Below are 12,842 nucleotides of genomic sequence, written 5' to 3'. Positions count from 1 at the left end.
CGTCAACTACAACGACCGCAAGGCCGTCGCGGCCGCGCTGAAGGCCATCTACACCGCGGTCAACGCCGACGCCGCGGAGACCGCGCTGCTGGAGTTCGCCGAGTCCGACCTCGGCAAGAAGTACAAGGCGACCGTCGCGACGTGGCAGACCGCCTGGGAGCGGTTCATCCCGTTCCTGGCGTTCCCCGCCGAGGTCCGCAAGGTCATCTACACGACCAACGGCATCGAAAGCCTCAACTACCAACTCCGCAAGATCATCAAGAACCGCGGTCACTTCCCCAACGACCAAGCCGTCATCAAGCTGCTCTGGCTCGCGATCCGCGACATCGAAGACAAGCGAGCACGCGCGCGAGCCAAGGAGAAGGGCCTGCCCAAGGGCGAGCGCAAAGCCCCCGGCCGGCTCGTCGACGGCGCCACCGTCCAGGGCTGGAGAACCGCTCTCAACGCCCTCGCCCTGACCTACCCCGACCGCTTCGCCGACCACATCCGTTAACCCACATTTCCATGATCACCAAGGCGACTTACACAGAATTCTTGACAAGCTCCTGCCGGTTGCTGCCGAGCGCAGGGGGACTCGAACCGCCTCGTCTACTCCTTGACCGCTCAGCAGCCGCAGACGCCGTCGTGACCGTCCATGACGACTCGTCACAGACGGGAGGTCGCGCGAGCCATGCGGTCGGCACGGGACGCCGCGTTTGGGTGCGGATAACGACAGCTCTGCTCAGTCGAGCACGACGCCTCCGCACTCTTCGCCAACCCAGTTGGCCACCCATCGTCGTAGCGCTCCGCTTCCTAGGCCGCGAGGCCGTGCGCGAGCAAACCCACAGCCAACCGCACCGCGACGCCACCCACCTTCTTGCACCCCGTGCACCGGTACAGCTGCCGGCCTCGATCCGGGCGACTACTTCGCGAACCCGCCGAGGGTGCGGTTGCCGTGCGGCTTCGGGGTGGGGGTGTTGTCCTTTGTGCGGCAGGGGGCTCCGGGTTGCGCGAAGCAACTTGGGCACTGGTGGTTGCTGTACGGGCTGCCGTCGTCCTGGAACGGCGGGAGCGCTGCGATCAGGTCCATGGTTCGCGTGTGCTGCGCGGTGCCAAGAGGCTCGCTGTTCTCCAGGTGCCACCACTCAGTCGTGGTCATCTCCAACGCAACGCTGATCGGGATCCGCCCGAAGCCCTTGGCTTCGCGAGCATTCCTGAGCCCATTCTCAAAGGACGCCTCTTGGCTAGCGCTCGTGTTCTGCTTCGCGCTTGCACGGACGGTCGAGTCAACGACCCAAGCGGCCAAAGAGTCCTCGTCTGCATGCTCCTTCGCCAGTTCCTCATTGACGACGAGCGAGTGTGGCAGGGCGGGCAGATCATCGTCGGGCTCCAGTACCGGGCTGTCTGTCTCGTCCATGACGATGTTGACCACCTGGTACCTCGCCCAGACGTCGGTGATCACGTCCTGCGGGTGCTTGTTGGCGAGACCTGCCTCGCTCAGCCTCCGGTCCTCTTCCTTGGTGACGACTGCCATAACGAGAAGGCGAGTCATGGTCTCGACGTAGGCCTCATCCGTCTGCGGCCCCTTGAGCAGCTCCTCGCGGACGCGGCTGATGGGGACAACGTGCTCGTAGGTGATGTTGACCCGTTCGGGGCTTGCACTCGCGGCGACGGACCAGCGCGGGCTTGTGTACGCGCCTCGCGGGACGAACCAGACGTTGTTCAGGATCCATCGGCGTACCGCGTTCGTTGGTCCGCTTCGTGGCTGGCTCGACTGCTCCAACGCCTCGAAAGCGAGCCGGATCGCCCGCGCATCCCGAAGATCAACTGAGTCCATGGCGTGCAGTATGGACTCCGGGGGTGACAAGACGACCTGCCGCCGTCGCTCGTAGGGAAGTCCTGAAGCGGCCGCGGTACCAAGCCGCATGCAGGCGTTCCTTGATGTCAACGTCGTCGCCGGCGGATATCGAGTAGTGACAGCTCTCTGCGGGGGCTGGCACGGGGTCGACCAGTCAGACGAACGTGCGGAAGCCGAAGTGCGCAGCCAGCACGCGCACTTGCCTACGCTGTCGCTGCGCTGGCTAGGGCTTGCTTGCCGCAGGCGCCCTTTTGGCTGCTGCCTTCTTGGCCGAAGGACCCTTTGGACGCACCCGCACCCGCACCCCTTGGCCCGCGGCCCGCTCCACCTCGAAGAGTTCGATCGCAGTCACGAGATCGATCAACTTGGCGTATCCCCAGTTGCGGGAGTCGAAGGCGGGCTCCTGCTTGGCGACATGGCTGCCAACGCCTCCGAGATTGGCCCAGCCGTCGTCGTCCGATGCCGCGCCAACCCCATCCCGCAGCAGTGTCAGCAACCTAGCGTCAGTGCGGAGCTCGCTCGCGCTCTTGCGTATCGGGGCCCTAGCAACCGCGGCCTTCTCCGTGGATTGCTCCGGCTCCTCGGCGATGCGCAGCACATCCAGGTACACGAACTTGTCACAGGCGGCCACAAGCGAGCGAGGTGTCTTCGGCTCACCAAACCCGTAGACGGTCTTCCCAGACTCCCGGAGCCGGGAGGCGAGCTTGGTGAAGTCACTGTCGGAGGAAACCAGACAGAAGCCGTCCAGGTTCCCGGTGTACAGCAAGTCCATCGCGTCGATGATCAGCGCGCTATCGGTGGAGTTCTTGCCCGTCGTGTAGGCGAACTGCTGCATCGGCTGGATCGCGTGGGTATTGATCGCTTCCTTCCAGCCGCGGAGGTTGGGCGTGGTCCAGTCGCCGTAGGCCCGCTTGACGGTCGCACTGCCGTACTTCGCGATCTCGCCGAGCAGAGCCCCAATGATCGTCGGCGTGGTGTTGTCGCCGTCGATGAGGACAGCGAGCCTGCGGGAGTCTGCGGCTGAGGCCATGGCCGAAGCGTAACGACGAACGCAGACCCGAAGATCCAGGTGCCGCCCGGAGCAGATAGCGACAGTTCTTCAGCTCCGTGGACGGCATGTCCGAGTCGCGGCATGAGCGGATGGTGGTCGCTGAAGGAGCCCGCGTCGGCAGATTCACAATCAGCAGCGACACAGCCTCTGGCTCGGCTCGTTCTACTCGATCGGCATCTGCTTCGCGAAGACGTAGCGATCACCGGCCAGGCGCACGAAGGGCCTGAGCTTGTGCAGAGCGAGCCCGCGCTCCGAGGCGACCTGCCGGATCTCATTCGACGGTGATCGGAACGTCGCAGAGGCGCCTGGCTCCAAGCGGTGCAGCAGCGGGTCGGACCAGGCTGGCGGTCGCATCGTCACGATGTGGCCACCCTCCGGCGTCCGAAAACCAAAACCCTCCACCGTGATCGGGGAGCGCCCCTTGTTGTTTGCCACGACACCGATGAACCAGTCCTCGCCGACGTCGTCACCGAACACGGGCAGTTCGTTCACGGCTGTGACCTCGACGACCGGCCCGGAACGCTCCCAGCTGACCATGTTCCAGGCGAGGGCGAGCAACCCGGGCGTGGCACCTACGGCGGCGGCGGTCCAGTCCATGCGGGAAGCCTGCCAGCCTGCTGCGACATTCGCGGGCGCGGCGGGCCGTCTCACTACAGCGAAATCGTTGCGGCGAAAGCGGATGAGCGGATGGGTTCCACGTCGAACGATGTCCGGCTACCCGCAGTCGGCCTAAGCGCCGTCGTCCGAGCCGCCTTCACCGCACCAGGCGGTCAGGGTCAGTAGAAACGCCAATCCATCCTGGAGCAGCCCGCGAACGGCCTCCGCGCCTCGCGCTGAACCCAGATTCTTCGCCAGCATCTGCTGGTAGTCGCTGCCCTTCAGGTGCGCGGCCACCTTCGAGCGCAGCTCCTGCACCTTGCGCAGATACGCAACGTCCCGGGCGGCCTCCGGGTACCCCTCCTGCTTCAGGAAGCGCTCGAACTTCGAGATCCCCTTCTCGTCGGCAATCTTCGACCCGAGCGCCTGACCGATCGCAGCTTCGTTCAACGCGTCACTCAGGAGCTTGGCGAGCACCTTGATCGCGTCCTCGAACTCGTTCTGACCGTCGTTGAGCGGCAGTCGTACCTGCTGAAGCAGGAAGACATCGGTTTCCTTGGGCTCCCGGAACAACGGCCATCCGAACCGCGTGGCCCAGACTTTCGAGGCGTCGACGTACAGACGTCGGAAAGTCAGGTCCACTGCGCTCGGGTCGGCCGGTTGCGCGAGGAAGGACCGTCGCAGGTTCGTGTCGCTGATCGGCGCATCCGGCGTGATCATGTGTCCGCGCCAATGATCGCGTTCGGCGGCGGGGAGGTCGCGGCCGATGTCGCCGAGGAACATCACGACGCGGTCGGCGTGGTCGTTGTCGATCTGCACGCCCCAGAGCCCTGCGCACCGCAGGTATCCGTCTTCAACGCTGTACAGCTCGGGGCTGTCGTAGTACTTGGCGAGCACGTCCCGGCGGAAGTGCACGGGTGTCAGGTAGTGCGGGGCGTCGGGGTTCTTCCCGAAGTAGTTGGCGAGCTGTTCTGGGTCGCAGGCGAACTTGATAGGCCGTCCCTGCTCGTCCTCGCCGATGATGAACTCGGGGTAGTGCTGGTCCTTATCCTCGTACGGCCAGATCCCGCAGGTCTCGACTGGTCCGGGCGGGATCACCTTCGTTGCCGTGTACCTGCTGCCGTACTTGCCGGACGAGCTCCAGCGCGTTTCGAAATGGTCGAGCCGGCCGCTGCAGAACTCGTTGCGGAGTCGCTGGGTGTCGGTCGACTCGGGTTCGGTGTCGGAGTAGGTGCGGGCGTCGATGAACAGCAGGAGATCGACTTGGCGCGCCGCGAGGTACTGCTTGAGCAGCGAGGTCCGCACTTCCATCCGCTGCTCCACCACGCGCACAGCGAGCGTCTGGGTCCCGTCGTCGTTCATCTTGACGTAGGTGTCGGTCCCCGGGACGTGGCGCAGGTTGTGGAACAGCCGGAACTGCTGATCAAGCTCGAGCTCTTCCTCCGCCGCTCCGTGGTATTCGCGGACCAGTACGAGCGGCTCGACACCGTCGTCGCCGCCTGGGAGGTAGGTGACGACAGCTTCCCCATCGCCCCACGACTGCATGAATCCGGGGGCGCCGCTGGTCTTGGTCAGCAGCCATGAATCCGAGTTCAGGGCCCTGTCACGGTTAGCGGGGTCCGCGAGCGCACAGTACGCACCGACACTCACGCCCTGCTTGTACGTCGAATCGTGCACCACGGTCCACGGCCCGTCGCCCTGCACTTCGAACGCGCTACGCACGTCGACCTGGTTCAGGTCCCCCATCGAGCCGCCTCCTCCACCTCGGCTTGGCAGCGTAGAGCGCGTCACTGTCAGTTGTCTGATCTCAGCAGGTCGTCATGGCGCCTTACCTGAGCCCAGTGCACCCCGCGGCATGTGCGGGTGCTCGAGGGGGCACCGCACTGTTCGCTTACCCGCCCAGCACGTAGCCGCTCCCGGACAGAAGCCCGACCTTGTCTCGTACGTCGTTCAGTACACGCAGAAGCGGCAGGGTCGGGGACTCCTCCCCGGCCTGAGACTGGATCTTGCGGAGCAGCACGGGCCAGAGGAGTTCGGCGAGTCGGACCTTGCTCGCAGGAATGCGTAGTCGACCCAGGACGACACCGATGTCTTGACAGTTCGAACGGGCTGACGCAAGTTCCGCCGCGATCTGTGCGCCCATACCTGCTTCCACGTTGGTCCTGAGCTCGAAGACGAGTTGCTTCAGTGCTGAGGCCAGCTCGTCGTCCGAGAAGTTTGCGAGTTCGTACTTCTGGTCGCCCCAAACGTGGACGCTCACGAGGAAGTCGAGCCCTTCCTGCGTGATCGCGCCGCCTTGCGCTTCTACCTCTTGCCGAAGAGCCTGCTGAAGCACCCGTAGCTCTTCGGCCCTGCTTTCGACGTCGCGCCACCGATTCTCAGGGTCCATGGCGATGACGAGAGCGGTGGGGCGCCCCTCCACCTGCCCAGTCTCTGCGTAGCGCGGGTGCAGTCGAGGTGCCACCGCGTACCGGGCGATAAGACCTGGGTTGACGTTGGAGGAACGGGCGTTCTGCACCCGCACAAGGTGAGAACGGTCGAGGCCGAAGAGGTCGAGCGTTCGGGAAACGTGGAGCATCTCGATCGCGTCCCGGGGTGTGGTGTAACTCGTCGCGTGCTGCTCTGCGAGTGAGAGCAACTATGCCGTAGCGGCGATGGACCTCCTGGTGCGCTTGGGTGCGGGGGTCGTCTTGGTCTCCAGGGCGGTTGGCGGCGGCGGGTTCAGCAGCGCCATGGAGGCCTCGCTGAGGTAGCGGCGGTTGCTGTCTTGCCACTCGTCGTGGGCCTCGATCAGGACGCATGCTGAGAGCCGCAGGAGGCTGTCGTTGTTGGGGAAGATCCCGACGACGTCGGTGCGCCTCTTGACCTCGCGGTTGAGGCGCTCGAGGGGGTTGGTGGACCAGATCTTCTGCCAGTGCGCGAGGGGGAAGTCGGCGAACGCGGTGAGGTCGGTCTTGGCGTCGCAGAGCAGGTCCGCGACGGCGGGGAACTCCCCGCGCAGCAGGCCGGCGACGTTGTCGACCTGCGCCCGGACCTTGGGGCCGTTGGGCTGCGCGAACACGGTGCGGATCGTCGCGGCGACCATCTCGGCGTGGCCCTTGTTCACCTTCGCCAGGGCGTTGCGCATGAAGTGCACCCGGCACCGTTGCCAGGCGGCGCCTTGCAGCACGGCGCTGATGGCGTTGACCAGCCCGCGGTGCGCATCGCTGATGACGAGCTGGACGCCGTCCAGGCCGCGGTCGCGCAGATCGCGCAGGAACTCGGTCCAGAACGCCTCGGTCTCGCTGTCACCGACCGCGCAGCCCAGCACTTCGCGCTTGCCGTCGGCGCTGACGCCCGTGGCGATGACCACGGCCTGGCTGACGATGCGCTGGTTGATGCGGACCTTGCAGTAGGTCGCGTCGAGGAAGACGTAGGGGAACGCTTGCTCGTCCAGCGGTCGGGCCCGCCAGGCGGCGACCTCCGCGTCGAGCTTCGCGCAGATCCGACTGACTTCGCTCTTGCTGATCCCCGTCCCACCGAGCGCGACGACCAGGTCGTCGACCCGGCGGGTGCTGACGCCCTCGACGTAGGCCTGCATCACGACCGCGTGCAGCGCGACGTCGATGCGCCGCCGCGGGTTGAGCAGGCACGGGAAGAACGACCCGGTCCGGACCTTCGGGATCTTGATCGTGAGGTCACCAGCGGTCGTGGTGACGGTCTTGTCGCGGGTGCCGTTGCGTTGCGTCGTGCGGGTCTCGCTGCGCTCATGGGGCAGCGCCCCGATGTGCGCGGCCGCTTCGGCGTCGACGAGCTCTTGCATGATCGTGCCGAGCAACCGGCGCATCAGCTCGCCGGCATCGGCGCTGCGCATCGTCTCGAGCACTTCGAGCAGGGCAGACTGGTCCAGGGCCATCGTGGTGAGTCCTTCCGTGAGTTCCTTGGCGGGTTCTCACAGAGCCTCACGCGGTGGCCCCTCAACGTCCGGGACCGACACGACGTCGACCACGATCACGGGGCCGAGTTACACCACTCCAGGGGACTCACCCAGCATCTCCGTGTCACCCTCAACGAGGAGCAGCACTCGTGGCTGAGGTGTAAGGCCCAACATCGCCAGTGCCTCATCCAGGGTCCGGCCAGCGGAAGCGTGCGAGTCCACGCGGTCGTGCAGCGGACTCCACCAGCCGGTCGGACCCGTCGTCGGCAGGCGCTCTAGCGTCCCCGCTTCAGACAGGGTTTCGTGCGCGCGGAGAAGAACCTCGGCGGCGACCCGCATCCACAGGTAGCCAGCACTGGGCCCGCTGATCTTCGCCCATCCGTCTCCGTTGCTGTGTCGGATGAGTGACCACCAGCCGATGAGGGGATCTGAGTGCGCAGCTGCGAGCAGGTTCTCGGCGTCGGGGCGCAGTCTCTGCACCGGGTAGTTCACCAGGGCGAGTCGATCGGAATCCTCGATGGAGTAGCGGCTAGCCTCGGTGCGAGCCTGATCAACACCTGAGGGGTAGCTGATATTGCCCATGATCGCGGGCATGTGTCGCGTCGAGAGCGCAGAAAGGGCGAGAGCCCGCCGGCGTCGTGCCTGGGCCGCGACGACTCGCAGGGCATGGTCGGCGCCGCCCTCGATCCAGGCCAGATCGTTGAGTGCGGCGTCGAGGTCCAGCAGTTGCCACGAGCTGTAGACGAACCCGTTCCACCAGCGGCGATCTGTTTCGTCCGTCGGGCGCTCATACGGCCACGCCGTTGTGTAGCCCTCATCGGCAGCGTCGCGGAGACAGCCAGCGGCGGCTGCTTCCATGACCCAGCCCCTGGGGTTCAGTGCGTACGGCCCCTCGACTTCGAAGGCCCGACCGGTGATCGCCGTGTCAGAGAGCCGAAAGAGCGGTAGGAGCAGGCGATGCGAGTGGAGCGCCTGCAGGCGGCCCACGCTGAGGCGCTCTTGCCCTCGACGCCTTGCTTCTTTGATGAACTCGTCGGTCCGCATCAGTGCGTCCTGTGTGAACGCCGAGGGAAGCCGAAGCAGCGCGAGACAGCTCCCGTCGGGGGCTGCCGTGGTCGGCGGCGAGATCTGAGGCGGTCCCGGCTCGCAGGTTTCAATCGGCTCTGTCACACCGCGAACCTAGCGACGTTCTTCCGGGATTCTGTAACGCGCGCACATCGGCATGAGCGGATCCTGTATGCAGTCACCAAGGTGCTCGAGGCGGGCTCTCTGCTCTAGAGAGGCGGGTCCTCACCACGAGCGTCAGAACGTAGAGTTCGCGACCGGTCGACAAGCGCGGCTACTCGGGTCGCAGCGTCCGCGCTAGCCTCGTGCTCCCAGACGTGAACTGCCAGCCAGCCGAGATCGGCGAGACGTCGGTCGGTGTCCGCGTCGCGTTCGACGTTGCGCTGGAGCTTGTCCGCCCACCACTCGCTGTTCGCCTTGGGGAGCGTGCCGTGCTCGGGGCATCGGTGCCAGAAGCAGCCGTCGACGAAGACGGCGACCTTCGCGGGACCGAACACGATGTCGGCGCGACGTCGTACGCCGGGGATGACGGCCCGGTCGACCCTGAACCTCAGGCCCATCGCGTGGAGGGTGCGACGCAGAGCCAGCTCGGGCTTGGTGTCGCGCCGGACCTGGCGCTGCAACCGTCGGCGGACGACGGGCGACGAGGGCTCCGGCGTCGGCATCAGATCCGGGCGAAGGTGGTGTCGTACTCGTTGGCCATGCGCACGATCATGCTGTCGTAGTGGAACGGGTCGCCGGGCTGCGGAGCGGGCGGGGCGTCCACGATGGTCACGGGACCGCCGTCGTTGCGCAGGTCGAGCACAGTGACACCCAGGCCGTCGAAGCCGCTCTCCGACGACGAGGAGCGTCGCGGCATCTCCGCCACCTTCTGCAGCACGCGCAGGGTGTCGGCGGGCTGTCGGTGGCGGGTGACCTCTGCGGTCTCGGCTGTGGTCGCGCGGTTGTTGACGACAGGCGAGAGGAACTCCGCAGCTGCGTTGACCTGGATGTAGCCGATGGCGAGGGCCTGGCGCGATGCGCCGTGGACGCACAGGTGGGAGGAGTTGAGCTCGTCGTACAGCCGTGGGAGCGACTTCACGTGCGCGGTCATCGTCGCCTTCGCCTCGAGCGCCACCAGGACCGCACCGACCTCAGCGACGGGGACGTCGGGGAGAGCTTCGAGCAGGTCCGATTCGGCCGGGGTCAGCGGGATCCCGTAACGGGCGGCCAACCCGGCGAAGGTCAGGCCCTTGCTGCTGCCCGGGGTCCCCGGCCTGGCGATGACCAGGTCCAGGTCCTTCTTCCGGCCGGTCGCGAAGTCAGTCATCGTGTGGTTGACGCCGAGGACCACCTTGCCCTGCTCAGCGTGCTGTCGCAGCAACGACGAGGTGGAGATCAGGTCGAGGGCGACACCCCAGCTGCCGACCTTGGAGTGACGGTCGGAGCGGGAGTGGTACTGCCAGCGGTTGCCGTACTTGTCCGCCGGCCCGGGCGCGGCGAGGAAGCGCGCGAGGAGGCGGGGACCGTGCATTCGTCGACCGTAGGGCAAAAGGTCCTCGTTGCGACGAGTAGGGCGTCAGCCGGCCAGCGGTGTCAGCTGCGGACCGGTGAGGTCGCCATGCTCGGCGATGTCGGTCCGGAAGCCGGGGTGGCGACCCAGGTTGCCCTGCTCGAGCCGACGCAGGAAGCCGAGGACACCGCGGTGGCTCAGTGCGGGCGCGCGGTCGGCATCGACGATGTCCAGCAGGTGGCGGTAGTCGCGGTGCACCGGGTACTCCGACATGGGCACCGCCCAGACCTTCCCGTTCTCGCCCCAGGCGGCAGCCGGCCAGGACGCCGGACCGTCCCAGCTCGTGGACGGCATGTCGAAGGAACCAGGCTCGACGAGGCGCGAGGCGACCCAGCCTGCGACGTCGACGGTGACTGCATTGCCGACGAGCTTCCACCTCGGCCCGCGGGAGCGGCCCTCGTCCACGACCGACGTCCAGCCGCGCGGGAAGCCCTGCATGACCTCGGCGTCCTCGACGTGCGGCGTCACGATCTTCCTGCCGGGCTCTGCGTCGGGCACCCACACCGCGGGAGGCGAGGGGATGCCGATCGTGGAGCCGCCCTTCAGCGTGGGCACCGCGTCGCGGGCCCACCCGAGCCCGCCCTTGCCCTCGGTCCAGTAAAAGCCGTAGGCGTCGTCGCGGTAGGCCTCTTCCGGTCGCGGCCCGGCGTCGTCGGCGAAGAGCACCCCGCGAGGATCCTCGGTCCGCGAGGCGACGAGCAGCACTCGACGCCTGCGTTGCGGCACCCCCATCGCACGCGAGTCGACGGTGCGGTAGGCCCAGCGGTAGCCGAGTGCCTCGAGCTCGCCGACGAGGAACCGCATCGCTTGTCCCCGGTCCAGTGCCAGCATGTTCGGGACGTTCTCGATCAGCAGCCACGGCAGCTCCTGGCCACGGCTGTCGGCGAGCCGCAAGGCCTCGAAGACATGCGCGACCAGTCCGGACGCCGATCCCGTGATGCCCGCGGTGCGACCGGCCTGTGACAGGTCGGTGCACGGGAAACCGGCCGCGAGTACGTCGAGACCGCTCGGGAGGTCGTTGAGTTCGCGGACGTCCGGGTGCACCTCGACCCCGGGGAACCGCTCGTGCAGGACTCGGCGGGCGGGCTGCCACCACTCGCACAGCAGCTGCGTCTCGACACCGTCACCGAGCGCCCGATGGAAGCCGAGCTCGATGCCGCCGATCCCAGCGAACAGCCCAGCGATCTTGAGCGGGGCAGACACCGGGCCTCCGGGAGCAGTGACGGACGAGATGAGGGCACGGTAGTCGTCTGCGCCGACGAACTCGAGAACCGTCCACAGCGTGTCCGGTCGTCCACAGCTCCTCGCGAGAGTGCTGCAGCGTGGGCTGCTCGACGGTCGAGTCGGCTCAGGCCAGCTCGCGGGAGTAGTAGTACGACGGCTCGCTCTGGCCGGGCTCGACGCAGCCGTAGCCGTGCCGCTCGTAGAACCGACGCGCGTCGACGTCCTCGCCGTCGACGTTGATCTCGAGCAGCTCCGCTCCGCGCTCGCGCGCCACCTGCTCGGCGTGCGTCAGCAGGCGGGTGCCGAGGCCCTGGCCGCGCCGTCCCGGTGCGACGTAGAGCTCGTCGAGCAGGGCGACGGGTCCGTCGTACCAGACGTTGGGTCGAAGGGTCAGCACGGCGAGGCCGACCGGGGGTAGACCTGTGAGGAGCGCCACCACCTGGCCCTCGGCCAGCTGCTGCGTCACCCGCGGGGCGAGGACGGCGGCGCCCGGGGTGGGGGTGTCGAACTCGGTGTTGAAGGCGTCGAGCAGGTGGGCCACGGCATCGGCGTCGGCGGTCGTCGCGACGCGGGGTGTGGGGTCGTCGGCGTCCTCGCTGGTCACGAGCCAGTGTGCCTCGCGGGGCCGGACCCCGGGCCGAGGCAGGTGTTCTGGTTTTGACATCGGTTTTCATTCTCTCTAACGTGGTGCCATGCGTGTCCCGCTCCTCGTCCTCCCGCTGGTCGCCGCCCTCGCCCTGACCGGGTGCGGGACGGGAGAGGAGGCCTCCTCCTCGGACCGCGTGTCCGTGGCAGCGGGCTTCTACCCTCTGGAGTTCCTGGCGCGCGAGGTCGGCGGTCCCGACGTCGAGGTCAGGGCGCTCGCCAAGCCCGGAGCCGAGCCGCACGACCTCGAGCTGACGCCCGGCCAGGTCGCACAGGTCGCCGACGCCGACCTCGTCGTCTACCTCAAGGGCTTCCAGCCCGCGGTCGACGACGCCGTCGAGCAGCAGGCCGGCGCGGCCTCGCTCGACGTCGCCACGGTGGCCCCGCTCGAGCCCGGCTTCGTCCCGCTCGAGGACGGCGAGCTGCACGAGGACGAGGCCGGGGAGGACCCGCACGTCTGGCTCGACCCCACCCGCGTCGCAGGGCTGGCGGACGCGGTCGCCGAGCGGCTCGCCGAGGCCGATCCCGAGGGCGCGCAGGGCTACCGCGACCGGGCCGCCGGACTGAAGGAACGGCTGCGCGTCCTCGACGAGGAGTTCACCCGCGGGCTCAGCTCCTGCGCAGGAAAGGACCTCGTGACCAGCCACAACGCGTTCGGCTACCTCGCGCGGGCCTACGGCCTGCAGCAGATCGCCATCACCGGTCTCACGCCTGAGGACGAGCCGTCGCCCGCCCGGCTCGCCGAGGTCACCCGGCTGGCCCGCGAGCGCGGCGTGACCACCATCTTCTTCGAGGGGCTCGTCTCGCCGAAGGTGGCGCAGTCGCTCGCCCGCGAGATCGGGGCGCGCGCCGAGGTCCTCGACCCGCTGGAGACCGCGCCGTCCGCCGGTGACTACTTCAGCGGGATGCGCACCAACCTCGCCTCGCTGCGCGCCGCTCTGCGATGCTCGTGACG

Annotated in this window: 13 protein-coding genes; 2 read left to right on the top strand and 11 right to left on the bottom strand. The window is 67.4% G+C overall.

The features are described 5' to 3' along the window. On the top strand, positions 1 to 493 hold a 493-nt coding region (locus Q8R60_13190), incomplete at its 5' end, for a transposase (protein ID MDP3713423.1). A gap of 408 nt (positions 494 to 901) precedes the next feature. Here Q8R60_13190 and Q8R60_13185 read toward each other — a convergent pair. The 11 genes from Q8R60_13185 to Q8R60_13135 form a co-directional block, all read right to left on the bottom strand. Further along, positions 902 to 1,816: a hypothetical protein gene (locus Q8R60_13185; protein ID MDP3713422.1), complete on the bottom strand. Its 915-nt coding sequence runs from the start codon at positions 1,814 to 1,816 to the stop codon at positions 902 to 904. A 244-nt stretch (positions 1,817 to 2,060) separates the two neighbouring features. Next, complete coding sequence (locus tag Q8R60_13180; GenBank protein MDP3713421.1) at positions 2,061 to 2,867, bottom strand: NYN domain-containing protein; 807 nt, start codon at positions 2,865 to 2,867, stop codon at positions 2,061 to 2,063. A gap of 183 nt (positions 2,868 to 3,050) precedes the next feature. Beyond that, a complete protein-coding gene (locus tag Q8R60_13175; protein ID MDP3713420.1) occupies positions 3,051 to 3,485 on the bottom strand; it encodes a hypothetical protein in 435 nt (144 codons plus the stop codon). A 132-nt stretch (positions 3,486 to 3,617) separates the two neighbouring features. After that, positions 3,618 to 5,231 carry a hypothetical protein gene (locus Q8R60_13170; protein ID MDP3713419.1) on the bottom strand — a complete coding sequence of 538 codons (1,614 nt, stop codon included), beginning with the start codon at positions 5,229 to 5,231 and terminating at the stop codon, positions 3,618 to 3,620. 145 nt (positions 5,232 to 5,376) lie between these two features. Beyond that, positions 5,377 to 6,063, bottom strand: a complete 687-nt coding sequence (locus Q8R60_13165) for a hypothetical protein (protein ID MDP3713418.1) — start codon at positions 6,061 to 6,063, stop codon at positions 5,377 to 5,379. 60 nt (positions 6,064 to 6,123) lie between these two features. After that, positions 6,124 to 7,380: an IS256 family transposase gene (locus Q8R60_13160; GenBank protein ID MDP3713417.1), complete on the bottom strand. Its 1,257-nt coding sequence runs from the start codon at positions 7,378 to 7,380 to the stop codon at positions 6,124 to 6,126. Between the two features lie 108 nt (positions 7,381 to 7,488). Then, complete coding sequence (locus Q8R60_13155; protein ID MDP3713416.1) at positions 7,489 to 8,445, bottom strand: hypothetical protein; 957 nt, start codon at positions 8,443 to 8,445, stop codon at positions 7,489 to 7,491. 230 nt (positions 8,446 to 8,675) lie between these two features. Continuing rightward, positions 8,676 to 9,131, bottom strand: a complete 456-nt coding sequence (locus tag Q8R60_13150) for a very short patch repair endonuclease (GenBank protein MDP3713415.1) — start codon at positions 9,129 to 9,131, stop codon at positions 8,676 to 8,678. After that, the gene (locus Q8R60_13145) at positions 9,131 to 9,979 is read right to left on the bottom strand and encodes a hypothetical protein (GenBank protein ID MDP3713414.1); all 849 of its coding nucleotides are present in this window, start codon (positions 9,977 to 9,979) and stop codon (positions 9,131 to 9,133) included. The genes Q8R60_13150 and Q8R60_13145 overlap by 1 nt, the downstream gene beginning before the upstream one ends. A 45-nt stretch (positions 9,980 to 10,024) precedes the next feature. Next, entirely contained in the window at positions 10,025 to 11,221 is a 1,197-nt protein-coding gene (gene dcm, locus Q8R60_13140) for a DNA (cytosine-5-)-methyltransferase (protein MDP3713413.1), read from the bottom strand. Between the two features lie 145 nt (positions 11,222 to 11,366). Then, entirely contained in the window at positions 11,367 to 11,846 is a 480-nt protein-coding gene (locus Q8R60_13135; protein MDP3713412.1) for a GNAT family N-acetyltransferase, read from the bottom strand. 88 nt (positions 11,847 to 11,934) lie between these two features. On the opposite strand from Q8R60_13135, the gene Q8R60_13130 reads away from it, so the two are divergent. Then, on the top strand, positions 11,935 to 12,840 hold the full coding sequence (locus Q8R60_13130) for a metal ABC transporter substrate-binding protein (protein ID MDP3713411.1): 906 nt from the start codon (positions 11,935 to 11,937) through the stop codon (positions 12,838 to 12,840). Positions 12,841 to 12,842: the final 2 nt, after the last annotated feature.

The organism is Mycobacteriales bacterium (assembly GCA_030697205.1).
Taxonomy (GTDB): domain Bacteria; phylum Actinomycetota; class Actinomycetes; order Mycobacteriales; family SCTD01; genus JAUYQP01.
The sequence above is the reverse complement of the archived record's forward strand: the minus strand, read 5'-3'. Positions and strand labels throughout refer to the sequence as shown.

Bases quoted from the DNA above. Each gene is read 5' to 3' on its own strand.
- Q8R60_13185 (MDP3713422.1), bottom strand. From the start codon at position 1,816: ATGGACTCAGTTGATCTTCGGGATGCGCGGGCGATCCGGCTCGCTTTC.
- Q8R60_13180 (MDP3713421.1), bottom strand. From the start codon at position 2,867: ATGGCCTCAGCCGCAGACTCCCGCAGGCTCGCTGTCCTCATCGACGGC.
- Q8R60_13175 (MDP3713420.1), bottom strand. From the start codon at position 3,485: ATGGACTGGACCGCCGCCGCCGTAGGTGCCACGCCCGGGTTGCTCGCC.
- Q8R60_13170 (MDP3713419.1), bottom strand. From the start codon at position 5,231: ATGGGGGACCTGAACCAGGTCGACGTGCGTAGCGCGTTCGAAGTGCAG.
- Q8R60_13165 (MDP3713418.1), bottom strand. From the start codon at position 6,063: ATGCTCCACGTTTCCCGAACGCTCGACCTCTTCGGCCTCGACCGTTCT.
- Q8R60_13160 (MDP3713417.1), bottom strand. From the start codon at position 7,380: ATGGCCCTGGACCAGTCTGCCCTGCTCGAAGTGCTCGAGACGATGCGC.
- Q8R60_13155 (MDP3713416.1), bottom strand. From the start codon at position 8,445: ATGCGGACCGACGAGTTCATCAAAGAAGCAAGGCGTCGAGGGCAAGAG.
- Q8R60_13150 (MDP3713415.1), bottom strand. From the start codon at position 9,131: ATGCCGACGCCGGAGCCCTCGTCGCCCGTCGTCCGCCGACGGTTGCAG.
- Q8R60_13145 (MDP3713414.1), bottom strand. From the start codon at position 9,979: ATGCACGGTCCCCGCCTCCTCGCGCGCTTCCTCGCCGCGCCCGGGCCG.
- Q8R60_13130 (MDP3713411.1), top strand. From the start codon at position 11,935: ATGCGTGTCCCGCTCCTCGTCCTCCCGCTGGTCGCCGCCCTCGCCCTG.